Genomic DNA, 23,279 nt, shown 5'->3' with positions numbered 1-23,279 from the left:
CCTTACTTCTCGGGGGAAAGGGGGGTGGTTTCAGGGGTGTGGAGGTGCGGGCCGAGGAGCCAGGCGGCGATCTCGCGGATCGCGCCCTCTCCGCCGGGCGTGGCAGTGACGGCACGCGCGGCGGCCCGTACGGAGTCGTGCGCGCTCGCGACGGCCACGGGCCAGCCGACGAGGTGGAAGCACGGGAGGTCGTTGACGTCGTTGCCGACGTACAGGACGCGCTCGGGCGCGATCCCCTTCTCCTCGCACCACTGCTTGAGGGCGAGGTCCTTGCGGTCGATGCCGTGCAGGACGGGGACCTGGAGCTTGCGGGCGCGTGCGGCGACGACCGGGTTCTGCTCGGTGGACAGGATCAGCAGCTCCAGTCCGGCCTTGCGCAGGTGGGCGACGCCGAGGCCGTCGCCGCGGTGGACGGCGACGATCTCGCGGCCGTCCGCGTCGATGAGGACCCGGTCGTCGGTCTGGGTGCCGTCGAAGTCCAGGACGACCGCGTCGACGTCCTCGCGGGCGGGCAGCGCGGCATCGTCCAGCAGCGGCGCGAGCGCCCGGGCGCGGGCCAGGTCGTGCGGGTCGTCGACCTCGAGGACGCGGGCGGGGTCGGTGCGCACGAGTGCGGTGCGGCCGAAGAACCGGTGGCCGGCCTCGCGGAAGCCGGCGGCGTTCATCGCGTACGCGGCGCCGGTCTCCAGGAAGTCCTGCGGGCGGTCCTGGCGGCGTGGCCGGAAGGACGCGTCGTGGTTGACGCCGTAGCCGGAGCCGGTGGCCGTTGCGGTGTCGACGAGGACGGCGGTGGAGCCGACCGCCTGCGCCACCGCCGGGTCCGCCGCGTCGGCGGGCTCGCTCTCGCGCCACACGAAGCCGTGGAAGGGGGCGACGGTCACCGCGCTGTCCGCGCCCTCCTCGACGACCGCGCGGGCGACGCCCTCGACGTCCTCGCGGGCGATGAACGGGCTGGTGCACTGGACGAGCAGCACCACGTCGACGCGGTCGCCGTGCACGGCCTCGTGCGCGTCCATGGCGTGCAGGACGGCGGACTCGCTGGTGGCGGTGTCGCCGGCGATGGCGGCGGGCCGCGGCACGACCTCGGCGCCCGCGCTGCGCGCGGCCGCGGCGATGTCGGCGTCGTCGGTGGAGACGGCGACGTGGGTGACCAGCGGCGCGTCGAGGCAGGCGCGCACGGCGCGGGCGACGAGCGGCACACCGGCGACGGGCGCCAGGTTCTTGGCCGGGACGCCCTTGGATCCGCCCCGGGCGGGGATCACGGCGAGAACGGTCATCGGGGCTCCTGAGCAGTACGGGTGCGGTTCGGCCCCCGAGGGGGCCTCGTGCGGGACGCCGCCGCGCGGGCGAGCGGCGCATGCGCCGCGGGCGCGGGGCAGGCCGTCGGGCGGCCGGGTGCGCGGGTCACAGTTCGCCCATCCGGCGGATGACCGGGGCCACGCGCTGGACGCCGTGGCGGTAGGCGCCGCGCGCCGCCTCGCGGACCGCGTCGCGTACCACCCGGCGCAGGCCCGTGACCTCCGCTTTCTGGGCCGCTCCGGGCAGCGGGACGCCGTCGGGGGCCAGGTGGTGGCGGGCGAGGATGTTCGGCAGGTAGCCCGGTGCCGTGCTCGGTGTGTAGTACGGCGCGATCGGCCCGGGCCCGTCGCCGAGCAGCAGCTTCGCGACCCGCGCTCGGGCCTCGTCGAAGGCGCTCTCGTACGAGCGGTCGGCGGCCACGCCCTGACGGGCCAGCCACTCGGCGTCGGGCACGGGACGGTGGCCGCCGTCGAGCCGGTCCCAGGACGTCAGCAGGCCCGAGCCGAGGAAGTGGTGGTTGCCGAGCACCTCGCGCACCCCGAGGTCGCTGAGGATCGCGGTGGGGATGCGGCGGTGCAGGGACTCGAGCGCGGCGGTCGAGGAGACGGTGACCAGCAGGTCCGTGCGGTCCAGAACCTCGCCCATGTTCCCGTAGACCAGGCGGAAGTTGGACGGCAGTCCGCCCGGCAGCCGGTCCGCCAGCTTCTGGTACGGCAGCTCCTCCAGGTGCGTGGTGTGCTCGCCCGGCTTGGACCGGAGTTTGAGCAGGACCTCGCGCCGCGGGTGCAGCCGGGCGTGCTCGACGAGGCGGCGCAGCAGGTACGTACGGTCGGCGCGGCTGTCCGGCACGGAGGGCTGGGCGGCGAAGACGACGGTGTCGCGGCCCTCCTCCGGCTGGTACGGGGCCCCGCCGAGGAAGGGCAGCGCGGCCTCGGTGACGGCCGAGGCGTCGGCGCCCACCCCCTCGTACACGGCGCGGAAACGGTCCGCGTCGTGGCGGGAGTTGGCGAGGACGACATCGGCGCCGTGGCGCAGCAGCAGCCCGTCGGCGAGCTTCTCGTAGACGACTCCCACGTAGCCGGTGACGACGACGGGCCGGCGCGGGAGGCCCAGCGCGGCGAGGCCGTGCAGCATGGCCTGCACACCGCCGCCGACGAGCGCGAGGACGACGACGTCGTACGAGCCGTCCTCGACCGCCCGCAGGAACTCGTTCCCCGTCACCTCGCGCATCGCGTCGGCGCGCACGCCCACCTCGGTGAGCTGGCGGGGTGTCGGGGTGGCCCGCCCGCGCAGCAGGAATCCGCTCAGCTCCACGGAGGTGCTCGGGGCGATACGGCGCGCTGTGAGCGCACCCCATTTCCACCGGGTGTCGGAGTCGGCGAGTACGGCTACCCGTACGGCCTCGCTGGTACGTGTTGGCACGTCGAGGACGCTAGGAAGGCATTTCGTTTCACGGCCCAACTCGACTGCAACAACGGGTTAACAGAGCGCCTACGGACGGGGCGATGGCCTCGGAAACGGGCGGGTTAACAAAGTCGACGCTCTGCGTTCACCTTCCATCCCTCCGGCAGTCGATACGAATGCCGTGTGGCGACCTAGCGTCGCGCAGGTGGTTAAGCTCTCCGTCATCGTGCCGTTCTACAACGTGCAGACATACGCCCCGGACACACTGAAAAGCCTGCAGGCGAACGCCCGCGAGGACTTCGAGTTCCTTCTCGTCGACGACTGCTCGACGGACGGCACTCCGGAGATCCTGGAGCGGGCGGAGCGCTCGGTTCCGGGCGCTGTCCTGATCAGACATGAGCAGAACGGCGGGCTGGCCACCGCCCGCAACACCGGTCTGGACGCCGCGCGCGGCGAGTACCTCACCTTCCTCGACGGCGACGACTGGCTGGCGCCCGGGCACTTCGAGGCGCTGCTCGCCGCCCACGAGAGCCTCGGCGTCGACTTCGTCCGCACGGACCACGTCCAGTGCACGGGCCGCGAACGCAAGGTGCACCGGGCGCCCGTCGGCCGGCGCGGCGAGGTGCTGCGGCCGCGCGACTGGATCCTGCCCGCCGACCGCTCCACCGGCGTCGACTACCCCTACGCGTGGGCCGGGATGTACCACCGCAGACTCGTCGACCAGGGGCTGCTGCACTTCACGCACGGGCTGCGCACCGCGGAGGACCGGCCCTGGATCTGGCGGCTGCACCGCGAGGCGGAAACTTTCGCGACGATCAGCCGGCTCGGAATCTTCTACCGGCGCGGAGTCGCTTCCTCGCTGACGCAGATCGGCGACATCCGGCAGCTCGATTTCATCAAGGCATTCGACCAGGTGCTTGAGGAAACGGCGAATGACCCGGAGGCCGACCGCCTTCTTCCGAAGGCCGTCCGTACATACTGTGCCGTCATTTCCCACCACTTGGGATCGATCGAAAGGTTCGAGCCCGCCGTGGCACGGAAATTGCGCACCATGAGTGCCGCCGCCCTGAAGCGCATGCCGCAGGACGTTCTCAACGAGGCGCTCGACTCGATGGACATCGAGCGCGCCTCCCGGCTCCGCCGGGTGCGCCGCCGCCCCGCCCCGCTCACCGTGGAGGCGGCGGCCTGATGCCCACCACCCAGATCTTCTACGCGTCCTCCCTGTACGGAGCGGCGACCGTGGCCGCCGCGATCGACAGCGGCTGCTTCGCCGCCGCGGACCGGCGGCTCCTGCTCGTCGCCAACAACGCGACCACGCCCGAGACCACACCGTCCCTGGACGAGATGCCCGGCTTCGAGCGGCTGCGCGGCCGCTTCGACGGGGTGCTGTCGTGGAACGAGGCCATCTCCCCCTTCCACCCGGGCGGCTGGTCGCCGCGCCAGGACGACATCCCGCTGTGGGAGAGGTACCTGCGGCAGCTGTGGGACCTCGGCGACGACCGCATCGAGCTGGCCGTCGAGTCGATCCAGGTCGCGCCCGCGCTGGCGATCGCCCAGCTCTTCCCGGACGCGGCGCTCGACGTCTACGCGGACGGGCTGATGAGCTACGGCCCCACCCGCAACAAGATCGACCCACTGGTCGGCGAACGGGTGCGCCGGCTGTTCCACCTGGACCTGGTGCCGGGCCTGCGGCCCATGCTGCTCGCCGAGTTCGGGGCCGAGCCGCAGCTCGTTCCGACCGAGGCGTTCGTCAAGATCGTCGCGGAACTGTCGGACGTCCTGCCGGAAGCCGTGCCCGGTGTCGGCGAGGGGCCGGCGCTTCTGCTGGGCCAGTACCTCGCGGCACTCGGCATCATCACGCCCGCGGAGGAGGAGGCGCAGCACCTGCGCATGCTCAGGGCCGCGGTCGAACTGGGCCACCGGAACGTGGTGTTCAAACCGCACCCGACGGCCCCGGCCTCCTGGACCCGGACGCTGGAGCGCGAGGCGGAGTCGCTGGGCGTCGGCCTCACGGTCGTGGACCGGCCGCTGCTCGCCGAGGTGCTCTACCGGCAGCTGCGGCCGAGCCTGGTCGCGGGCTGCTTCTCGACGGCGCTGTTCACGGCGGCCACGTTCTACGGCATCCCCGTCGCCCGGCTGGGCACGGAGCCGCTGCTGGACCGGCTCACGCCGTACCAGAACAGCAACCGCGTGCCGCTGACGGTAGTCGACGCGCTGGTCCCGGACCTCGCGGAGGGCGCGGCGGGTGCGCCGGCCGAGGCGGACGAACGGCTCACGGGTCTGCTGAGCGCGGTGGGCTTCGCGATGCAGCCGCAGATCCGCGCGGATCTGCGGCCGGCGGCGGAACGCTTCCTGAGCACGGCGCTCGACGCGTCGACGGTGCGCTATTTCAAGCGCCGCCGCCTGACGGTCCTGGGCCTGCCGGGCGGCCTCCCGGTCCCCCGCCACGCGGCGGTACGCCGCGTGGTGCGGCGGGCACGGCGGTTGAAGCGCGCGCTGACCTGACGGGGCGCTGTGGCGCGGCTCGGGGGCGCGGCGCCTGCGGCGGGCTGTTCCCCACCCCGCCCCTTCCCTAACCGGGGGCTCCGCCCCCGGACCCGCCCCCTACGCCCTGCGGGCGTGGGGGGACCCCCAGCGCCTCAATCTCCCCCTACGGCCTGGCGGCCGTGGGAGGTGCCCCCAGCGGGGCTGACTTTGTCAGCCCGTCCGGCGTTTGAGGACACCGCGCGAAGCGCGGTACGGGGTCCGGGGCTTGCCCCGGTTACGGGAAGGGGCGGGGTGGGGAAGACGCCCCGCGCAGCGGCCCGGCGCCCCTGCCGACCGGCCCTGCCGCGCCCCGCGTCACGCGCTGCTGAGCGAGAGCTTCACCGCGAAGCCGAGGAACAGCGCGCCCGCCGCCGACGTCGCACCGGCCGACAGCCGCCTGCGACGGCGGAAGGCGGCGGCGAGCCGCGTGCCGCCGAAGATCAGGGTCGTCAGGTACAGGAAGCTGCTGAGCTGCAGCAGCGTGCCGAGTACCAGGAAGGACACGGCCGGGTACGCGTACGACGGGTCGACGAACTGCACGAAGAAGGAGATCAGGAAGAGGATCGCCTTCGGGTTGAACAGGCTGATGATCAGCGCGCGGCGGAACGGGTTCTCCCCCGAGTCGGCCGCCGTCTCCGCCGTCTCGTCTCCGAACGACTCGCCGCGTGCACGCCACATGGCCCATGCCGCCCGCAGCATGCCGATCGCCATCCAGGTCAGATAGCCGGCGCCCGCGTACTTCACGATCATGAACAGCAGCGGAGTCGTCTGGAGCAGCGAGGCCGCGCCGAGCGCGGCGAACGTCATCAGGACCGTGTCGCCGGTGAAGACGCCGGCCGCGGCCTTGTATCCGGTCCGGGTGCCCTTGCGGGCGGCGACGGACAGTACGTACAGCGAGTTCGGCCCCGGCAGCAGGATGATGAGGACGAGCCCGGCGAGATAGGTCGGCAGATCGGTGACACCCAACATGAGGCGGAGTGTCGCACGAGGGTGCGACACTCCGCCTCGGGGTTTCGTATGCCGGAATATCAGAACGCGTCGGTGGGGACGTACGTGCCCCACACCTCGCGCAGCGCGTTGCACACCTCGCCCACCGTGGCGCGTGCCCTGAGCGCCTCCTTCATCGGGTAGAGCACGTTGTCCGTGCCCTCGGCGGCCTTCTTCAGCGCCACGAGGGCCTGGTCCACCGCGCCCTGGTCGCGCTCGGCGCGCAGCCTCGCGAGCCGCTCGGCCTGCTGGGCCTCGATCGCCGGGTCGACGCGGAGCGGCTCGTAGGGCTCCTCGGCGTCGAGCGTGAAGCGGTTGACGCCGACGACGACGCGCTCGCCCGAGTCGGTCTCCTGCGCGATGCGGTAGGCGCTGCGCTCGATCTCGTTCTTCTGGAAGCCGCGCTCGATGGCGTTGACCGCGCCGCCCAGGTCCTCGACGCGCTGCATGAGGGCCACGGCCGCCGCCTCCACGTCGTCCGTCATCTTCTCGACCACGTACGAGCCGGCGAACGGGTCGACGGTGGCCGTCACGTCCGTCTCGTACGCGAGGACCTGCTGCGTGCGCAGCGCGAGGCGGGCGCTCTTGTCGGTCGGCAGGGCGATGGCCTCGTCGAAGGAGTTGGTGTGCAGCGACTGCGTACCGCCCATGACCGCCGCGAGGCCCTGCACCGCGACGCGCACCAGGTTCACCTCCGGCTGCTGGGCGGTGAGCTGCACCCCGGCCGTCTGCGTGTGGAAGCGCAGCATCAGCGACTTCGGGTTCTTCGCGCCGAACTCCTCCTTCATCACCCGGGCCCAGATGCGGCGGGCGGCGCGGAACTTGGCGACCTCCTCGAGGATCGTCGTCCGCGCGACGAAGAAGAACGACAGGCGGGGCGCGAAGTCGTCGACGTCCATGCCCGCGGCGACGGCGGTACGGACGTACTCGATGCCGTCGGCGAGGGTGAACGCGATCTCCTGCGCGGGCGAGGCACCGGCCTCCGCCATGTGGTAGCCGGAGATCGAGATGGTGTTCCACTTCGGGATCTCGGCCTTGCAGTACTTGAAGATGTCGGCGATCAGCCGCAGCGAGGGCTTCGGCGGGAAGATGTACGTGCCGCGGGCGATGTACTCCTTGAGCACGTCGTTCTGGATCGTGCCGGTCAGCTTGTCCGCGGGAACGCCCTGCTCCTCGCCCACCAGTTGGTAGAGCAGGAGGAGCAGCGCGGCCGGGGCGTTGATCGTCATCGACGTGGAGACCTTGTCCAGCGGGATCCCGCCGAACAGCACGCGCATGTCGTCGATCGAGTCGATCGCGACGCCGACCTTGCCGACCTCGCCGTGCGCGATGGGGGCGTCGGAGTCGTGGCCCATCTGGGTCGGCAGGTCGAAGGCGACGGAAAGGCCCATCGTGCCGTGGGCGATGAGCTCCTTGTAGCGGGCGTTGGACTCGACGGCCGTGCCGAAGCCCGCGTACTGGCGCATCGTCCAGGGCCGGCCGGTGTACATCGTCGGGTAGACGCCGCGTGTGAAGGGGTACGCACCGGGCTCGCCCAGTTTCTCGGCCGGGTCCCAGCCCGCCAGGTCCGCCGGTCCGTAGACCGGCTCGATGGGCAGTCCCGACTCGGACTCGCGCGCCATGTGACTGTGCCTCCCGCTAGAACTTCCGGAGCTGCCCGGCTTTTCGTTGCTACTGGCTGGTAACGACCCTCGCGACGGACTGTAGCGGTGCGGCGTGCGACGGGTGGAGGGCCCCGCGCTGGGACCTTCCTCACAGCCCGCTGTGTCGTCCTCGTCCCTCAACTGTTACCCCCATGATGCGCGGGATCGCGCAACCGGGCGGGAGGTGCATCTGTCTCATCAGGCACAAGGACAAAGAGGGCGATCATGTTCAGGGGGGCGATCATGCTCAGGAAAGACGTTGCGGTCAGAACGCTGGCGGCGGCGGCCGCGATGGCCGTGGCCGTGGTGACGGCCGGCTGCACGGCCCAGGCGGCGACCACGAAGCCGCGGGCCACCGCCACGCCGAGTGCGTCGCCCACGACCGCCGCACCCTCGGCGTCGCGGGCGCCCGAGCCGTCGAAGACGCCCTCGGCGTCGCCCAGCACCTCCGCTCCCGCGCCGAAGATCCTCATGACTGCGGGCGCCGAGGGCGAGCAGGTGCGCGAACTGCAGGCCAGGCTCGCGCAGATCGGCTGGTTCGACGACAAGCCCACCGGGACCTACGGACCGGTCACCACCACGGCGGTCAAGGGCTTCCAGGGCAAGCGCGGTCTGCCCGCCACCGGCAGCACGGACGAGGTCACCTGGCAGAAGCTGCTGGGCATGACGACGAAGCCGACCCGCGACGAGCTGGACGGCAAGGAGGTCGAGAAGCCGAAGGCCAAGCTGGACCCGCGGTGCATGACCGGCCGCGTGATGTGCATCAGCAAGACCACCCGGACGCTGTCCTGGATGATCGACGGCAAGGTCCTGTCGACGATGGACGTCCGCTTCGGCTCGCAGTACACGCCGACCCGTGAGGGCACGTTCAACGTGGGCTGGAAGTCCCGGCACCACGTCTCGACGATCTACCACACGCCCATGCCGTACGCGATGTTCTTCAGCGGCGGCCAGGCGGTCCACTACTCGTCCGACTTCGCGGCCCGCGGCTACAACGGCGCCTCGCACGGCTGCGTCAACGTCCGGGACAAGGGGAGGATCGCGGCGCTGTTCGACCAGGTGCGCACGGGCGACAAGGTCGTCATCTACTGGTGAGCCGCCTCGCACGAGCGAGGGCTTCGGGCCGGAGATCCGGGCCGGATAAGACGGGAGAAGAGAGGGCGCGGGCGGGACCGGGGGAACGTGTCCCGCCCGCGCCATGTGCGCTGAGCCGTGGGTACGGGGGGAACCCCGGCTCTTCGCGCGGCCGATGACCAGTCGGCTCACTTCTTACTGCGCCACCGGCCGGAAAAACGTCACACCCCATCGGCGCGGGCGAAAAATCGCAGGTCAGAGGAGGCTTCCGGTCAAGCTCGCCGGGGTGTCCCCGGGCGCGGAAGCGGTCGGGGACACGGTCGCCGACGGTTCCTGCGGGACGATCGTCCAGGAGACGGGCGGGACCTCGACGGGCTCGGCCTCCTGGGAGCCGGAGCCGCCGGAGTCCTCGCCGCCCGCGTCACGGTCGTCTTCGCCCTTGCCGTCCCCGTCACCGGAGCCGTCGTCCTTGGTGCCACCGTCACCCGTGCCGTCGCCCTGTCCGTCGCCGGCCTTCTCGGGGCCGAGCAGGCGGTCGCAGAACCGCTTCACACCGTCCGCGCCCTTCGCCAGCTCCTCCAGGCGCTCCCTGCGCTCCGCGGCGAGGGTGCCGTTGCGGTAGTCCTTGCACGCCTCGACGGAGTCGCGGCGCAGCTCCGCGTCGGTGCCCAGGCCGCCCGCGCCCGGCGTCGCCTGCCCGCCGTCGCCCGGACCGCCGGAGCCGGTGCCGTCGGCGCCGGAGGACGGACCGGTGGACGCGCCGCCGAGCGACGGCGGCGCCGGGGGCGTGGTGACGCCGGGGGGCGAGGACGCGCCGCCGGTGGCGCCCGGCGTCTCGGACGTCAGGGGGCCGGGCGTCTCGGCGGCCGAGACGGAGGACGCGGGCAGCGGGTGCTCGTCGCCGCCGAAGGGAGTGGGCAGGACGCCCGTACCGGCCGCGACCGCCACCCCGCCGAGCGCGACGGCGGCCACCGCCGCGGCGAGCCCGAAGCGCACGGGGCGGCCGAAGCGCAGCCCGGAGACCGGCACGGCGGGTCGGTTCACCCGTACCGTGCCGAGGAAGTCACCCGCGGGTGCCGCCGCATCGGCCCTGGCCTTGCGGAACGCGGCCATGGCGGCCGCCTCGCCGGGCAGCTCGCCGTCGTCGTGGCGATATCCGGGATCGGCGGCGCCGTCCAGGACCTCGAAGAGCCGTGCGGCCTGCATACGGGCGTGTTCGTCGTGGGTCTCGACAGACTCGCCGCGCAGCAGCCGCTCCGCCGCGTCCCTGTCAAGCCACTCGTACCGCTCGTCGGCCATCACATGTCCTTCTGCGTCCGCGAGCGGGAATGCGTCACACCGGCCGGCGCGGTCGCGCCACGTCGGCGGCCGCGCTGCGGGGGCACTCCGTCGAGATCCGGAGGGGGTCCTTCCTCCGCCGCACCGACCGGACGACCGTCTGTCACCTGCGGTTTCGTCCCGACGTCGCCGAAGTGACCGCCCTCGTGCAGCAGTTCGGCGAGCCGCTTGAGACCGCGGTGCGCAGCGGTGCGCACGGCACCGGGGCGCTTGCCGAGCGTCTGCGCGGCGCTCTTCGCGTCGAGCCCGACGACGACCCTGAGCACGACGGCCTCGGCCTGGTCCTGCGGCAGCTGGGCGATCAGCGCCATGGTGCTGTTGGTGGTGATCGACTCCATCGCCTCGGCGACGGTGTCGGAATCGGCGGGCTTGCCCGTCAGCTCGGTCTCGTCGCCGCCGACGGCGGGCCGGCGGCCGCGCATCCGTATGTGGTCGAGCGCGCGGTTGCGGGCGATACGGGCGGCCCAGCCCCGGAACCGGTCGGCGTCGCCGGTGAAGCGGTCGAGATCGCGTGCGATCTGCAGCCACGCCTCGGACGCGACGTCCTCGGCGTCCGTCTCACCGACGAGCGTGCGCACATAGCCGATCAGCCGCGGGTGCACGGTGCGGTACACAGTCCGGAAGGCGCCTTCGTCCCCGTCCTGAGCCGCGAGCACCGCGGCGGTCAACTCCGCGTCGTCCCCCAGCACTACCTCAACCTGTCTGAATCGCAGCTGGTCACCACTGCCGCGCCACCCTGCGCGAACCAGCACGCTACGTCGTCGTCCGGGTGCACGTCCATGCCTAGTACAAGCGGCAACAACCTAACAATGCGGCGCGGTGTGACAGAAACCGCACGCACGGCGCTGAGAGAAGTGCGGGGTACCACTGCGACCCCGCCCGAAGCGACGACCGGGGCCTCTCCTGTGGGGGGTGGCGGCCCCGGTCGTCCTTCTTTTCGCCCCTGCCCGGGGCCCTCGACGGGATGGCCCGGCCTCCGGATCCGTAATCGATTCGATACGCAAAGCAGCGCTCACCCCGCCGCGCGCCCACGCGTTCCTCACACACCCGCCACGTGCCGGCCACCTCTCCGCGCCGGGCGAGCGCCGCGTGCTCCGCCGATCCGGGTCTGTCCGCCCCGTCGATATGGTCTCCGGATGACACAGGAATTCGACCTCGTCCGGTCGCTCGAGGCGGCCGTCGAAGACCGCCGGGCCGCCTGGGAGTTCGTCAGGGGCTTCGCGGCCGACTGGAGCGCCGAGCCGCTCGGCGCCGGCGACGGGTGGTCCGAGGCGGAACTCGCCGCCGCCGAGGAGCGCCTCGGACTGCGGCTGCCCGCCGCGCTGCGGGAGGCGTACGCCCTGCTCGGCCGGCGCACGGACCTGACCGGCAACCACGACACGCTCCGCTCTCCGGCCGAGTTGTACGTCGACGAGGCGGGCGAGGCGCTCGTCTTCCGCGACGAGAACCAGGGCGCCGCGCGCTGGGGCATCCTGCTCACGGACCTGGCCCAGGAGGACCCGCCTGTGCGCATGCGGCCCGACCTGGCCGACAAGAGCAGGGAGAAGTGGGAGGACTGGCTGGCCCGGACCTCGCTCGCGTTCGTGGAGATCGTGCTGTCGGAGTCGGTGCACGCCCCCGACGACCTCGTGGACGTGCTGGACGCGCTGGAGGAGGAGGACCTCGAGGAGCTGGAACAGCGCAGCGTCGGGCTGCCGTTCCCGCGGTATCCCGAGGGGGAGGAGCCGGGCACCCGCTGGTTCCTGCGCGACGGCGTGCTGCTGCGCGACGACGGGGCCTGGCTCATGGCCCGGGGCCGTACGGAGGAAGCCCTGGACGCGGTCCGGGAGGCGATCCCGGGCGACTGGCTGAACGGGTAGCGACGGGGCGGCACCTGAGCGGGGCGCGGCTCGCGGCCGCGCCCCGGCACACGTCAGCCGATCGCGATCCGCGGGTTCGCCGACGGCTTGACCCACCCCATGAACCGGTCCATCGTCGCGCGCGGCACCGACACGCAGCCGGCCGTCGCGCCCTTGCCGTTGACGTGCAGGAAGATACCCGCGCCGCGGCCCGGGACGGCCGGCCACCGGTTGAAGTTGATGACCAGCGCCTTGGCGTACTGCGTCGGGTAGTTGATCAGGTGCTCGCTGCCGCGCTCACCGGACTCGGTGAGCGGGAAGTCCGCGCCCTCGGCCGTGTGCATCTGGTTGTAGTACTTCGACTCCGGGTCCTGGACCCACCAGTGGCTGTCGTTCACCTTGGTGTACGGCATGGCGGTGCCGCTCGACTCGACGCCGAAGCCCTCGGTGATCGTGTACGTGCCGGTGGGCGTGGTGTACGTGCTCTGCCTGCGCGTTGCCCCGTCGGTCACGCCGTTCGACCCGACCCGGCCCGCGCTCGTGGAGAACTGCGCCTTCCAGCCCGCCGAACCCTTCTGCCACGCGGTGACGGTGGCGTACGAGCCGCTGGCCTTGACCGTGATGACCTGGGTCGCGTTGCCGACGTTCACGGGCACGGGGAAGTCGGGTGCGGAGGGCGCGGCCGACTGCTCGCCGGATCCGCTGCCCTTGGCGCCCCCGGCCGTCGCCTTGGGGGTCGCGCTGCCGGACGCCTTGGCGGAGGCGGACGACGAGGCCGAGGGCGACGCCGAGGCGGACGCGGACGCGGAGGCCGAGGCGGACGGGCTCGCCGAGGCGGACGCGTCCCCCGATTCGTGCTCCCCCTGGCTCGCACCGGGCGCGACGGAGGCCGCGGAACCGGCCGGTTCCTGGTCCCCGCACGCGGACAGCAGGGACATGGCGCCGACCACGGCGAACACGGAGGCATACGTACGGGAAGAGCGCAACACGAAGTGATCCTTGGCTCGTCGGAACAGCGCGGCGGAACGGGCCGCGCCCGTCAAGGCGGCCGGTTATACCCGGCCGGGCCCCCGAAAAGCCAGGCGGCGGACATTCCGGACAGGAGCGAGCGCCGTTGTCAGCGCCCCGGGGTACGTTGCCGGATCATGAGCTTCCCCATGCACCTGCGCGCGTTCTACGGCCGGGCGGGCAGGCGGTCGTGGAGGCGTTCCGGTACTGACCGGCCGGGGCATCCGGCGGGCCTGTGCGTAACCGCAGGCGTAGGGCCCCGCGCCCCCTCAGTGCACGTCGAACTCGACGCCGTGCCGGATGTCCGCAGAGCACCGGAACACCCGGAGATCCCCACACCTGCCCACCGTGATGCGCGTCGTGCGGTCGCTGGCGACAGTGAACAGGAGCTTCATCGGGGCATCGCAGTCACGGCATCGGTATTCCCACGGATCGTTGAGGTGCCAGGTGGGCCAGCCGCCGAACTTGCATCCCGCGACGCGCGTGATGACGTCGCCGCCGTCCTCGCCGCCGGTCTCCTTCACCAGACGGTCCACGCTCTCCCTGAGGTCGTCCGGCAGCTCTTCCGGGTACGGGAAGTCCGTCAGCGGCACCGGTGTCAGCGTGCACGGTCGCGGCGAGAAGCCGTAGTCCTCTTCCTCCTGCCGCACAGGAGCCGGGGGCGAGAACAGACCCCCTGTCATGTCGGCTTCCCGCCGCCACCGGATCTCCACGACCGGGCTGACATCCGCCTGCGGAGCCGGCGGGTCCCAGTGCACGTTCGGGCACCACAGGAGCTGGAACACATCGGCGTCCTGTGGCCACCAGTCCCCCGGCGCGTCCCGTCGAAAGACCTGAGCCACCGGCACCATCGCGACAGGCGGCAGCCCGGACGGCTCCAGTTCGTCGGGTACGGAGCAGTGCGGCCACGGCTCGTCCGCGGGCCACAGCAACGGACCGGCGACGGAACTCTCGTGGAGCCCCGGCGCCCCCCGCGTCGGATGCAGGACGACCGCCGGACGGGCGTAAGGGGCGAGGCCCGGTACCGCGGCGAGGATCGCATCGACGGACGGCCTGGTCGAGTAGGGCAGCATGGCCGGATCCTAGGGTGCCCGCAGGCCCACCCGAGGCGGGCCGTCACGTCGGCCGTCAGCAGCCGTTCCCGGGGCCGCGACCGGTGCCGGCAGTACGACGGCCGTCGTGGGCAGGCCGTCGCCGTCTCGTGCGGTCAGCACGCTGAAGCCCGCGTCGGGAAAGACCAGTTCCGCTTCCCGGTCGACCACGCGCAGCCCCTGGTCCCTCGCCTGCTCCCGCACGTCACCGTGAGGACGGCCCAGCAGCGGCACGCCCCCGTGCCCGAGCGACGTACGCCCCGTGAAGGCGATCCGTACGACGCTTCCGTCCACGTCGTACGAGAGGACCACGCCGCAGAAGAACGTGTCCTGGAAGGCAGCGCCGAACTCCGGTACGGAGCCGATGCCGCCACCCAGCAACCTCCGCATCTCTCCGCGGCCCGCGCCGAGCCGTACCGGGCCGATGCCCTGGTGCGGGACCACCGCCGGTTCTCCCCCGCCCGCCAGGCCGTCAGGTCCCTCGAAGAACTCGAAGGCGTGCTGTGTGGTGGACACGCCACGGAACCGCACGCTCTCGAACCCGTCCGTGTCCTGCGCCGTCCCGCCGAGCGTGACACCGAGGGCGGGCAGCGAAAATCCGATGCTCCCCGCCTCCTCCTCGGCCACCACCTCGTGCCCGGCGTCGCGGAGTTCGCCGACGACCTCGTCCTCGGGCCGCCCGAGCAGCCGCACCCCGTGCAGGCTGACAGGGCCGGGCGAGGCGATCTCGATCGCGTGCAGCAGGTCGGCGTCGTCGTACTCGAAGAAGACGCAGGACTCGTCGGCGTACAGGTCCGTCAGCGGCGCGTCGGCGCCCCGCCGGAACGCGGAGTCCGGCCCGCCGCGCACGACTCGCACCGTGGCGCGTGACTGCCCGAAGGCCGCGCCGGTCACGCCGGTGAGGGGGACGATCTCCATCTCAGCGCACGCCCGCCGGGAGCTCGATCTTCCCCTCGTACGGGCCCTGGTTCTCCTCGGCGACCCGCTGCTCGAAGGCGATGTCCTGGCCGTTGTACGGAATCAGGAAGCCGAAATCGAGGCGGTGGCTCTTGATCCGGTACGTCTTCGCGTCCAGGACCAGCACCTCCTCCAGGCCGGAGAGCGTCAACTGCCCGTCCTCGACCGGAATGCCCGCCTCGCGGAGCTGGGCGGCCGTGGGGTCGAACTCGCGCTTGGCCTTCTTCGCCCACGCCCGGCCCTGGACGGCGCTCAGCTTCTGCTTGCCGCTCACGACACGGAGTTCGACCGTGCCGCCGTCCGTCTCGGTCACCTTCACCTCGCCGCCGGCGGCCTGCGCGTAGATCCGGAACTCGTCGACGACCGCGATCGGGTCCTCGGCCTTGTTCCGCATCTCCGGGTCGGCCGGGGACACGGCCTTGAAGTCGGCCGTGCCCTCCTTCAGAAAGCCCGCTTCGCCGACGACGTAGAGCTCCTCGGTCTTCTTCTTGCCCTTGCTGCTGGTGCTGACGCCCTGCGAGTGCAGCGCCGCCCGCCCGACCGCGCGCCGGACCGTGCCCTCGTAGGTCGCCGCGCTCTTCTGCCCCTGGAGCGTCAGCCCCTCATCGCCCTCCACGGAGAAGGTCCACGCGGACTCCTCCGCCATCGCCTTCTCGGCGAGGTCGAGGAAGTCCTCCGGGGACTCGGGCGCCTCGGACGGCTCGGGCGCCGGGGACGACGCCGCCGCCTCCGGGCTCCCCGCCACGGCCGGCTCCTCCGCCTCCGCACTGCACGCGGCCAGCGAGAGCGCGAGCGGGAGGACGAGCACGGCGGTGCGTCTGGGGCGAGTTCGCATGGACCTGTTCCTTACGTCGCGGCGTGGGCGGCGCGGACTGTACAGCAGCACCCGGCCCGCGATCACCCCGCCGGACATTCCCGGCAACCCGGCCCTCAGGGGGTGTCACGGCCGGTCCTCGCTCCCGTAGCTCTCGAACCAGTGGGTGTCGAAGTAGCGGGCCGTCGAGAAAGGGTGCTCCCGTTCGGTGAGCATCCGGAGGACGAACTCGGCGGTCGTGCCGTCGAACCGGACCCACGAGTCGGGGATGTCCTCGGTCACGAGGACGGGCCACTTGTCGGGGTCGGGGTCCTCGGTGAGCCAGTAGAACTCGTCCGCCTGCTCGGAGCTCGCCCACTTCAGCAGCCCGCCCGGCGCCGGATACACCTCGTACGGCGTCCACAGATCGCTGCTGTGCGTCCTGGCCCACTCGCCCAGCCACTCGGTGTGCCGGACGATGTCCCCGCTCTCGAAGGCCGCGTCGGGTACCTGGAGTTGGAGGTATCCGTCGAAGGCGCCCGTCCCGAAGATCTCGGCGAGCCGCTTGTAGTCGCTCGGCAGCGCGGTCCCGAGCCGGGTCTCGACCGCCGCCCAGTCGACCGTGCGCACGCGGGTCGTGTCCCATCCCGTGACGGCGACGACCGCGTCCACCCAGGAAGTCTCCTCGGCCATGTCCGCAGCCGGATCATCCCGTTCCGCGACGAGCGCCACGAGCCGGACGCCGTCACCGTCGCCGTCGCGAGCCTTACCGCAGCCGATCCACCGGTCCGCGTAAGCCCACGCGCGCATCTCGACGATCCGCTCGCCGAACGGCGTCAGAAGCGGGAGCCCGGTCCGCCCGGTCACGGTCGGGTCGGCGTACCCGCCCATGGCGAGGTTGCGCGGCTGCCCGTACTGCCCGTCGAGCGCCTCCTGGAGCGCGGGAAGGCCGATCTCCGCCGACGGTGCCAGGCATACGTGCCCTGCCGGATGCCCCGCCTCCGCGCACGCCAGGTCGCCCGTGCCGGGGATGGCCAGCCGGTGGACCGCCGAAAGGAGTTCTTCCAGGTGGAGCTCTTCACGTTCGTCCATGACCGGAATTGAAACGGACGCCACCGACATCAACCGCCCGCGGTCGCGTCATGAGGTCGCCCGTGACGAACAGCGCCGACCTGATCCCCACCCGGATACCGGACGACGACGGCGGCCCCTTCCGACGGCCGGGCCGGCAGCTCGCACCACACGGTCTTGCTGGCGGGCCCCTGGCCCACACCCCATCGCAGAGTCAGCGCGTCGAGCAACGCCAGGCCCCGGCCCGTCTCGTCGTCATGTGCGGCCTTGGAGAGGACCGGCCGGACCCGGGGGTCGGGGTCGGTGACCTCCAGGCGCGTACGGCCGCCGTCGCAGGACACCCGGACGGTGACGGGGACGCCCTCGCCGACGTGGCGGATCACGTTGGTGACGAGTTCACTCGCGCAGAGCTGGAGGTCGGCGCCGTAGTCCCCGAGCGCGCGACGGAGACCGGACACGGCGGCCGGTGTGGCGAGCAGCTCCAGCGTCAGGGGTGGTCGCATCACGCGGCTCCCTTGCGGAGGGCGGCGACCAGCGCGCGGGCGGTCAGCACGTTGCAGTTGCCCAGCGCGATCAGCGGCCGGTTCGGGTAGCGGGCCGCGAAGGTCGGCAGGTCGACACCAAGGGACGGCAGCGTGATGCCGTGCGCGGCGAGTGCGGCTCGCAGCTCCTCGGCGCAGTCCTGGGCGTCGGGTTGGTCGTGCATGGGGTTCACACCTTCCAGTGCGCTCTGTGACGAATCACTCACACACTGCCCACCGGGCACGTAGCTTGAAAAGTGTTCAGGCTCCCGGCTCTGAACTGCACGTACGCCACGTGGAGTTGGTAATGGCCGGGGAACGGGCGGTAACGGCACCAAGGGCGGTGAACGATGGGGCAGCGCAAGGACATCGACGGCTCGGCGGGCGTCCCCACCTTCTACGGCAAGGAATTGCGGTGGAAACGGGAGGAGGCCGGGCTCACGCTCACGCAGCTGGTCGAGGGCAGCTTCTACGGCCCCAGCCACCTCAGCGAGATCGAACGCGGCGAGCGCCGCATGCCGGCGGAACTGGCAGCGCACGTCGACCAGGTGCTCAAGACGGACGGCTTCTTCCAGCGACGGTGCGAGGACGTACGGAAGGCGAAACGGCGGGGGCACGCGAGCTACTTCGAGCGGGTGCTGGAGGCGGAGAAGCACGCGGAGACCATCGAGGAGTGGTGCCCGACGCTGATCCCGGGGCTGTTGCAGACGGACGCGTACGCGCGCGCGGTGGTGCGGTCGGCGCACCCGCTGGCCCCGGACGAGGAGGTGGAGGAGAAGGTCAGCGCCCGGATGGCACGGGCCCGTCTCTTCGAGGACAACCACAGGACCCCGGAGTACTGGGCGATCCTCCCCGAGTCCCTGCTGCGCCAACCGATCCTTCCGCCGGAGCAGACGGCCGAGCAGTGGGAGCGCATCGCGGCGCTGGCACGGCGTCGCCGGATCGTTCCCCAGATCCTTCCGTGGAACTGCGGACCGCACCCGCTCATGCTCGGCACGGCCAAGATCATGACCTTCCCCGACGCCCCGCCCCTGATCTACACAGAGGCGCAGTACAGCGGGGACACCATCGACGATCCGGCCCTCGTGAAGCAGTACCGCAAGGCATACGATCGGCTGAGGGCCGCCGCGCTGCCTCCGGAGGCGTCCCTCGCCCTGATCGAGCAAGCGGCTGAGGATGACCGACATGGCAAGCAACGGAATTGACTTGAGCACCGCTGTCTGGCGCAAGAGCACCTACAGCAACGGCGACGGAGGGGACTGCGTGGAGGTCGCCGAGGCCTTCCCGGGCGCCGCTCCTTGGCGCAAGAGCACCTACAGCAACGGCACCGGCGGAGACTGCGTCGAGGTGTGCGACGCCCACACCGGCGTCGTCCCCGTCCGCGACTCCAAGGTCCCGAGCGGCCCGGTCCTCACCGTCACGGCCCCGGCCTGGACGTCGTTCGTCACGTCCCTCAAGTCAGAGCCCAGGCACAGCGTTTCGTAGCCCGGCCGCCGGACCCGGGCCTTCCTACAGGCGCCATCCGCCCCATCCCTCCCCCATCGCACGCCTGATCGTGTCGACGAGGGTGAAGCAGCCCAGGGCGAGGACGGGCGGGACGGCGACCGCCATGAATGCCACCTTCACGGCGGAAAGCCCCTACCTCTGCCGGGAGGCCCACGCGCGGCTGCCGGCCGGATGTCGAGGAGCCCGCACACCACTACGCCCGTCACCAGGAAGCCGGCCATGGCGGACAGCAGGGCGACCAGTCTCGTCACGCTGACGTTGCCGTCAGCGTGGTCGCCGGAACGACATCCGACGGGGCTTCCTCGGTGCCGAGCGGCGTGGTTCGACGGTCGAACGACGGGTCAGTTCGCCCGGAGCAGGGCCCGTGCGGTGCTGCGCAGGTGGGTGCGGACCGCGTCCTGGCCGTCGAGGTAGCCACCTGCCATGGCACCGTCGCGCAGCAGCACCAGGGCTGCCGCAGCCGCGTCCGGTGCCGGGTGGCCGCAGGCGCCGGCCAGTTCGGCCAGCGTATTGCGGAACCAGGCGCGGTGCGCCGCGATCAGCTGTCGGACCGGGTGCTGCGGGTCCGGGTACTCGGCGGCGGCGTTGATGAAGGGGCAGCCGCGAAAGCCCGGCTCACAGATCTCTTCGGCAAGGCCCGCTACCAGCAGTTCGACGACGTGGCCGGGGTCCTTCGCGGCCGCGGCCGCCTGCGCCGCGCGGGCGCGGATGTCCTCGTCACGCGTGTGGAGGTAGGCCAGGACCAGCTCGTCCTTGCCGTGGAAGTGCCGGTAGAAGGTGGCCTTGGTGACCCCCGCCATGGAGATCAGCCGGTCCACCCCGACGGCCTGGATGCCCTCCGCGTAGAACAGCTCCGCCGCAGTGTCCAGGAGGCGCTGGCGCGGCTTGACGGAAGTCTCGGTGCTCATGGACGCAAACCTAACCGACACATTTGTCCAGCCGGTTTGACAGCGGCCGTTGGGCAGCCCAGGCTAGGGAGAAAGAACGGTCTGTCTACCACGCGACGGCCGTCGATCTTGGGGAGCCTCCATGCCCGCACAGGCCATCCTGCTCGTCCACGGCCTCTGGATGACACCGCACAGCTGGCAGCCCTGGATCGAGCGCTACGTCGCACAAGGGCACACCGTGCATGCCCCGGCCTGGCCCGGCGTCTCAGAGCTCGGCGAGCCGCTCGACCACGACAAGGCCCCCGCCGGGCTGGGCGTGAAGGAGATCGCCGACCACTACGAGGCGTTTCTGCGGGCCCTGCCCGAGCAGCCTGTGATCATCGGCCACTCCTTCGGCGGCCTGGTCACCCAGATCCTGCTGGACCGCGGCTGGGGCCGGGCCGGTGTCGCACTCCACCCCGGCCAGCCCCGCGGCGTTCTCGGCCTGCCGCTGTCCGCGCTGCGCGCCGCCTGGCCCGTGCTCGGCAACCCCGCCAACCTCAACCGCACCGTGGCACTCACCGAGCGCCAGTTCCACTACGTTTTCGCCAACACCGTCTCCGCGGAACAGGCCGCCCGCGAACGCGCCACCTGGGCGATCCCCGGGCCCGGCCGTCCACTCTTCCAGGCCGGCCTGGCCAACCTCACCCCCAAGGCACGGGCGGCCACCTACGTGGACTACCGCAACGACGCCCGCTCCCCCCTGCTGCTGGTCGCCGGCACCGCCGACCGCATCGTCCCGCCGAGCGTCGTACGCGAGAACCACCGCCGCCACCTGCACTCCGAAGCTGTCACCGAGTACCGCGAGTACCCGGACCGCGACCACGGCACCTGCTTCCACGAGGGCTGGGAACAGGTCGCGGACGAGAGCCTGGCCTGGGCCGCGCAGTGGTGACGGCTTGTCCCAGCTCAGCGCTTCCCTCCGGAGGGAGCCGCACCCACGTCGGTTCGAGCAGGTCGGGTGGAGTGTCAGGACGGCTTGGACGAGGCTGGTGATGCGGGTGGTGCTGCAGCGGAGTTTCCGCTTCCGGTCATCCGCCGCTGCAGCGGTCCGCCACCGCCGGCTACGCGGCGGGGCCGAGGCGGCCTTCGAGGACAGTCCGGGTGATCCGGGGACGGTCCCACAGGGCGAGGAGTTCGTTGGCGAGGGCCACGATCGGGAGCGGGTGCCGGTCGCCCTGCACCTCGATGGAAGCGGCGGACAGACTGCGCGGGACGGCGTCGGCGTCGAGCAGGACGCGCCACTCCTCGGGCCCGAGGTCCAGAAACTCCAGCCCGGTCAGCTCGGCGATCTCCAGCGGATCGGCGAGCGTACCCGGGTAGGCGCTGAGGGTCCGCAGTCGAGGAAGCCCGACGACGGGGGCGAGGCTGAGCGGCTCGCCCTCCCACACGCCGATTCCCAGGACCTCCAGGTCGGGGTGGGCGGCGGCCTCCACGCTGTCCAGGCTCCGGACGTTCACCCGGGCCACCACGGGCGGCTGCTCCCAGGAACGGCCGGCGTACCAGTCGGTGCGGCGGTTCACCACCATGTCGGTGAGGGAGTCGGCGCGCAGTCCGGCGCCGATGTTCTGCTCGTGGTCGATCATGATGATCTGTCCGGTGTGTCCGGCCGGGCCCGGTGTCAGGTCGACCGCCACCCGGTCACCGCCGCCGTTGTCGCCGAAGACGATCCAGCCGGGCGAGCCGACCAGCCCCTGCACCGCGGCGTCCGGCGGAGTGACGACCGCGTCCCTCGCCGCGAACTTCCAAGGGCAGGGACGGGACTCCGCGTCCGCGATGTACAGCCCAGGGCGAAGAGCTCGCAACCGACCGCCTCGCCGACGCGTTCCGCTGCTTCGTCGTCGTTGCCCCAGTCCTCCCACCTCCCCCGCACCACCCGGTAGAGCACCTTGAGCTCGTCGGGCAGCACGACGCCGAGGCGCGCTTCGGTCTCGGCGATCTCCGCCTCGGTGGCACCGATGGCGTCGGGAAGCCGCTCGCGGAGCGTCCGCTCCAACAGAGTCAGGTCCGCCGACGGCGCCGGTCCCGCGCCGGGCACCGGCTCGGGAAGACGACGCCAGGGCTCGGGGACGGCGCCCTCGACCAGGACCAGCGCACCCGGGTGGGGAGTGCCGATGCCGGACTCCACGGCCGGACCCGCGTCGAAGAGACTGAGCGCGGTCTTCCCGTCCGGCGCGTTCTCCACCAAGAACGAGATGTCGTCCACGCCGTCCGCTGTGAGCGCGCGCTTCACGCGCTCCACGGCGGTGAACTCGTCCTGCATGTCCTCGACCTGGGCGGCCTGTCCCGGTCGGGGATGGGGCCGCCGCACGGGCACGCTCCAACTGCCGCGGCTGATCCGGCCGGTCACGTATCCGCCCGGCGCGGCAAGCCGCTCCGCGTTGGATGCCTGAACGAGCCGCAGCAAGGGCTCCCAGGTCGCGAAGTCGTGTATCGAGGGCAAGGTGGCCTCCGGTCGTTCCGTCGATCGCAGGGGAAGTGGTCGTCGGGCAAGGTCGCCGGTCGGGGCGGGGGCGGCTCAGGACCTGGCGGTGGGGCCGCCGGTCAGGGTGCCCCGGTACGGCAACGCCCGCGACGGAGTGATCACGGCGGCACGGTATCTTCCTCTCGCGGCGCGTCGAGCGTCTCTCCGCGCCGCGTCAGGGAGGGAAGACATGCGCGTATCTCTGCTTCGGCGCCTGGCCGCGATGGCCACGACGCTGGGGCTCACCTCGCTCGGGCTCCTCGGCGCGGGCGCGGCGCCCGCACAGGCCGCGATCAGCGACTGCCCGGCGGGCTATTTCTGTGCCTGGAAGAGCGACAACGGCACAGGCACCATGTTCAAGACGAACGCGAACAAGGCGACGCTCGGCACTTGGGACAATACGTTCCAGACCGTCGTGAACCACACGTCCAAGTTCGTCTGCCTGCACGGTGACCCGAACTACGGCCAGGCCGGCGGCGTCGACATCTGGGCCCCCGACCCCGCGGGTACCGAGTGGGGCCACGCGGACGGCTCCGCCAGCTCGGTGAGGTTCGTCCCCACCGAGCGGGAGTGCATCCTCCCGCCCTACCCGGAGTGGTACGCGACGACCGCGCCCCAGGCGGCGGGCTTCGGTGACCTGACCGCCGACCTCCGGGCCGACGTCCTCGTCCGGGACAAGGCGGGCCGTCTGTGGTTCCTGCCCGGCGACGGCACCGGACGGCTGGTCGGCAACAGCGGCTGGAACGCCATGAACGCCCTCGTCCGGCACGGCGACTTCAGCGGTGACGGCCGCGAGGACGTGATCGCCCGCGAGGCGTCCACCGGGAAGCTGT

The 23,279-nt window shown here is 71.8% G+C and carries 23 protein-coding genes and 2 pseudogenes; 9 read left to right on the top strand and 16 right to left on the bottom strand.

The annotated features are described in order from the left end of the window. Positions 1-2: 2 nt before the first annotated feature. A complete protein-coding gene (locus tag HW130_RS31480; RefSeq protein ID WP_177153176.1) occupies positions 3-1,277 on the bottom strand; it encodes an acylneuraminate cytidylyltransferase in 1,275 nt (424 codons plus the stop codon). 127 nt (positions 1,278-1,404) lie between these two features. Next, positions 1,405-2,721: a DUF6716 putative glycosyltransferase gene (locus HW130_RS31475; RefSeq protein WP_177153175.1), complete on the bottom strand. Its 1,317-nt coding sequence runs from the start codon at positions 2,719-2,721 to the stop codon at positions 1,405-1,407. A gap of 187 nt (positions 2,722-2,908) precedes the next feature. Between HW130_RS31475 and HW130_RS31470 the strand changes: the two genes are divergently transcribed. Next, on the top strand, positions 2,909-3,892 hold the full coding sequence (locus HW130_RS31470; protein ID WP_177153174.1) for a glycosyltransferase family 2 protein: 984 nt from the start codon (positions 2,909-2,911) through the stop codon (positions 3,890-3,892). Beyond that, positions 3,892-5,208, top strand: coding sequence for an alpha-2,8-polysialyltransferase family protein (locus tag HW130_RS31465; protein WP_177153173.1), 1,317 nt, complete (start codon positions 3,892-3,894; stop codon positions 5,206-5,208). Before HW130_RS31470 ends, HW130_RS31465 begins: the two co-directional genes overlap by 1 nt. A 336-nt stretch (positions 5,209-5,544) precedes the next feature. Here the strand turns inward: HW130_RS31465 and leuE are convergent, their stop codons facing one another. Together leuE and HW130_RS31455 are read right to left on the bottom strand one after the other, a co-directional pair. Continuing rightward, positions 5,545-6,198, bottom strand: a complete 654-nt coding sequence (gene leuE, locus HW130_RS31460; protein WP_177153172.1) for a leucine efflux protein LeuE — start codon at positions 6,196-6,198, stop codon at positions 5,545-5,547. Positions 6,199-6,257: 59 nt separating this feature from the next. After that, a complete protein-coding gene (locus HW130_RS31455; RefSeq protein WP_177153171.1) occupies positions 6,258-7,838 on the bottom strand; it encodes a methylmalonyl-CoA mutase in 1,581 nt (526 codons plus the stop codon). Positions 7,839-8,102: 264 nt separating this feature from the next. Between HW130_RS31455 and HW130_RS31450 the strand changes: the two genes are divergently transcribed. Beyond that, positions 8,103-8,954, top strand: coding sequence for a L,D-transpeptidase family protein (locus HW130_RS31450; RefSeq protein ID WP_177153170.1), 852 nt, complete (start codon positions 8,103-8,105; stop codon positions 8,952-8,954). Positions 8,955-9,188: 234 nt separating this feature from the next. On the opposite strand, the gene HW130_RS31445 is transcribed toward HW130_RS31450, so the two are convergent. Next, positions 9,189-10,232, bottom strand: coding sequence for a hypothetical protein (locus HW130_RS31445; protein ID WP_177153169.1), 1,044 nt, complete (start codon positions 10,230-10,232; stop codon positions 9,189-9,191). Further along, positions 10,232-10,960 carry an RNA polymerase sigma factor gene (locus tag HW130_RS31440; RefSeq protein WP_177153168.1) on the bottom strand — a complete coding sequence of 243 codons (729 nt, stop codon included), beginning with the start codon at positions 10,958-10,960 and terminating at the stop codon, positions 10,232-10,234. The genes HW130_RS31445 and HW130_RS31440 overlap by 1 nt, the downstream gene beginning before the upstream one ends. 447 nt (positions 10,961-11,407) lie before the next feature. On the opposite strand from HW130_RS31440, the gene HW130_RS31435 reads away from it, so the two are divergent. Further along, complete coding sequence (locus HW130_RS31435) at positions 11,408-12,130, top strand: SMI1/KNR4 family protein (protein ID WP_177153167.1); 723 nt, start codon at positions 11,408-11,410, stop codon at positions 12,128-12,130. 53 nt (positions 12,131-12,183) lie between these two features. On the opposite strand, the gene HW130_RS36410 is transcribed toward HW130_RS31435, so the two are convergent. Then, positions 12,184-12,759 carry a L,D-transpeptidase family protein gene (locus tag HW130_RS36410; protein WP_309140641.1) on the bottom strand — a complete coding sequence of 192 codons (576 nt, stop codon included), beginning with the start codon at positions 12,757-12,759 and terminating at the stop codon, positions 12,184-12,186. Here HW130_RS36410 and HW130_RS36405 point away from each other — a divergent pair. After that, entirely contained in the window at positions 12,746-13,105 is a 360-nt protein-coding gene (locus HW130_RS36405; protein WP_256356464.1) for a hypothetical protein, read from the top strand. The genes HW130_RS36410 and HW130_RS36405 overlap by 14 nt on opposite strands. Positions 13,106-13,386: 281 nt before the next feature. Here the strand turns inward: HW130_RS36405 and HW130_RS31425 are convergent, their stop codons facing one another. The 6 genes from HW130_RS31425 to HW130_RS31400 form a co-directional block, all read right to left on the bottom strand. Beyond that, complete coding sequence (locus HW130_RS31425) at positions 13,387-14,190, bottom strand: DUF1963 domain-containing protein (protein ID WP_177153166.1); 804 nt, start codon at positions 14,188-14,190, stop codon at positions 13,387-13,389. 9 nt (positions 14,191-14,199) lie between these two features. Next, positions 14,200-15,126, bottom strand: coding sequence for a hypothetical protein (locus HW130_RS31420; protein ID WP_177153165.1), 927 nt, complete (start codon positions 15,124-15,126; stop codon positions 14,200-14,202). 1 nt (position 15,127) lies between these two features. Further along, on the bottom strand, positions 15,128-16,000 hold the full coding sequence (locus tag HW130_RS31415; RefSeq protein ID WP_177153164.1) for a hypothetical protein: 873 nt from the start codon (positions 15,998-16,000) through the stop codon (positions 15,128-15,130). Between the two features lie 105 nt (positions 16,001-16,105). Then, positions 16,106-17,050, bottom strand: coding sequence for a hypothetical protein (locus HW130_RS31410; RefSeq protein WP_177153163.1), 945 nt, complete (start codon positions 17,048-17,050; stop codon positions 16,106-16,108). Positions 17,051-17,079: 29 nt separating this feature from the next. After that, the gene (locus HW130_RS31405) at positions 17,080-17,532 is read right to left on the bottom strand and encodes an ATP-binding protein (protein ID WP_177153162.1); all 453 of its coding nucleotides are present in this window, start codon (positions 17,530-17,532) and stop codon (positions 17,080-17,082) included. Next, positions 17,532-17,735 (bottom strand): hypothetical protein, encoded by a 204-nt coding sequence (locus HW130_RS31400; protein WP_177153161.1) that lies wholly within the window; start codon positions 17,733-17,735, stop codon positions 17,532-17,534. Before HW130_RS31400 ends, HW130_RS31405 begins: the two co-directional genes overlap by 1 nt. Before the next feature lie 165 nt (positions 17,736-17,900). Between HW130_RS31400 and HW130_RS31395 the strand changes: the two genes are divergently transcribed. After that, positions 17,901-18,755 carry a helix-turn-helix transcriptional regulator gene (locus HW130_RS31395; protein WP_177153160.1) on the top strand — a complete coding sequence of 285 codons (855 nt, stop codon included), beginning with the start codon at positions 17,901-17,903 and terminating at the stop codon, positions 18,753-18,755. Next, positions 18,736-19,035, top strand: a complete 300-nt coding sequence (locus HW130_RS31390; protein WP_177153159.1) for a DUF397 domain-containing protein — start codon at positions 18,736-18,738, stop codon at positions 19,033-19,035. The genes HW130_RS31395 and HW130_RS31390 overlap by 20 nt, the downstream gene beginning before the upstream one ends. Positions 19,036-19,397: 362 nt before the next feature. Here the strand turns inward: HW130_RS31390 and HW130_RS31385 are convergent, their stop codons facing one another. Then, the gene (locus HW130_RS31385; RefSeq protein WP_177153158.1) at positions 19,398-19,964 is read right to left on the bottom strand and encodes a TetR/AcrR family transcriptional regulator; all 567 of its coding nucleotides are present in this window, start codon (positions 19,962-19,964) and stop codon (positions 19,398-19,400) included. Positions 19,965-20,085: 121 nt separating this feature from the next. On the opposite strand from HW130_RS31385, the gene HW130_RS31380 reads away from it, so the two are divergent. Then, a complete protein-coding gene (locus HW130_RS31380) occupies positions 20,086-20,877 on the top strand; it encodes an alpha/beta hydrolase (RefSeq protein ID WP_177153157.1) in 792 nt (263 codons plus the stop codon). 48 nt (positions 20,878-20,925) lie between these two features. Here the strand turns inward: HW130_RS31380 and HW130_RS31375 are convergent. Beyond that, positions 20,926-21,006 (bottom strand): annotated as a pseudogene (locus tag HW130_RS31375) (IS5/IS1182 family transposase); the annotation flags it as partial. Between the two features lie 40 nt (positions 21,007-21,046). Next, a pseudogene (locus HW130_RS31370) lies at positions 21,047-22,425 on the bottom strand (SMI1/KNR4 family protein). A gap of 211 nt (positions 22,426-22,636) precedes the next feature. Between HW130_RS31370 and HW130_RS31365 the strand changes: the two are divergent. After that, positions 22,637-23,279, top strand: a 643-nt coding sequence (locus HW130_RS31365) for a peptidase inhibitor family I36 protein (protein ID WP_177153156.1), incomplete at its 3' end; no start/stop codon positions are given.

The sequence above is a fragment of the Streptomyces sp. PKU-EA00015 genome (genome assembly GCF_013387495.1).
Taxonomy (GTDB): domain Bacteria; phylum Actinomycetota; class Actinomycetes; order Streptomycetales; family Streptomycetaceae; genus Streptomyces.
The sequence above is the reverse complement of the archived record's forward strand: the minus strand, read 5'-3'. Positions and strand labels throughout refer to the sequence as shown.

Excerpts from the sequence above, each read along its gene's own strand:
- HW130_RS31435 (WP_177153167.1), top strand. The coding sequence starts at position 11,408 with ATGACACAGGAATTCGACCTCGTCCGGTCGCTCGAGGCGGCCGTCGAA.
- HW130_RS31465 (WP_177153173.1), top strand. The coding sequence starts at position 3,892 with ATGCCCACCACCCAGATCTTCTACGCGTCCTCCCTGTACGGAGCGGCG.
- leuE (WP_177153172.1), bottom strand. The coding sequence starts at position 6,198 with ATGTTGGGTGTCACCGATCTGCCGACCTATCTCGCCGGGCTCGTCCTC.
- HW130_RS31410 (WP_177153163.1), bottom strand. The coding sequence starts at position 17,050 with ATGGACGAACGTGAAGAGCTCCACCTGGAAGAACTCCTTTCGGCGGTC.
- HW130_RS31420 (WP_177153165.1), bottom strand. The coding sequence starts at position 15,126 with ATGGAGATCGTCCCCCTCACCGGCGTGACCGGCGCGGCCTTCGGGCAG.
- HW130_RS31450 (WP_177153170.1), top strand. The coding sequence starts at position 8,103 with ATGCTCAGGAAAGACGTTGCGGTCAGAACGCTGGCGGCGGCGGCCGCG.
- HW130_RS31395 (WP_177153160.1), top strand. The coding sequence starts at position 17,901 with ATGGGGCAGCGCAAGGACATCGACGGCTCGGCGGGCGTCCCCACCTTC.
- HW130_RS31400 (WP_177153161.1), bottom strand. The coding sequence starts at position 17,735 with ATGCACGACCAACCCGACGCCCAGGACTGCGCCGAGGAGCTGCGAGCC.
- HW130_RS31390 (WP_177153159.1), top strand. The coding sequence starts at position 18,736 with ATGGCAAGCAACGGAATTGACTTGAGCACCGCTGTCTGGCGCAAGAGC.
- HW130_RS31445 (WP_177153169.1), bottom strand. The coding sequence starts at position 10,232 with ATGGCCGACGAGCGGTACGAGTGGCTTGACAGGGACGCGGCGGAGCGG.
- HW130_RS31455 (WP_177153171.1), bottom strand. The coding sequence starts at position 7,838 with ATGGCGCGCGAGTCCGAGTCGGGACTGCCCATCGAGCCGGTCTACGGA.
- HW130_RS31405 (WP_177153162.1), bottom strand. The coding sequence starts at position 17,532 with ATGCGACCACCCCTGACGCTGGAGCTGCTCGCCACACCGGCCGCCGTG.
- HW130_RS31480 (WP_177153176.1), bottom strand. The coding sequence starts at position 1,277 with ATGACCGTTCTCGCCGTGATCCCCGCCCGGGGCGGATCCAAGGGCGTC.
- HW130_RS31385 (WP_177153158.1), bottom strand. The coding sequence starts at position 19,964 with ATGAGCACCGAGACTTCCGTCAAGCCGCGCCAGCGCCTCCTGGACACT.
- HW130_RS31415 (WP_177153164.1), bottom strand. The coding sequence starts at position 16,000 with ATGCGAACTCGCCCCAGACGCACCGCCGTGCTCGTCCTCCCGCTCGCG.
- HW130_RS31425 (WP_177153166.1), bottom strand. The coding sequence starts at position 14,190 with ATGCTGCCCTACTCGACCAGGCCGTCCGTCGATGCGATCCTCGCCGCG.
- HW130_RS31380 (WP_177153157.1), top strand. The coding sequence starts at position 20,086 with ATGCCCGCACAGGCCATCCTGCTCGTCCACGGCCTCTGGATGACACCG.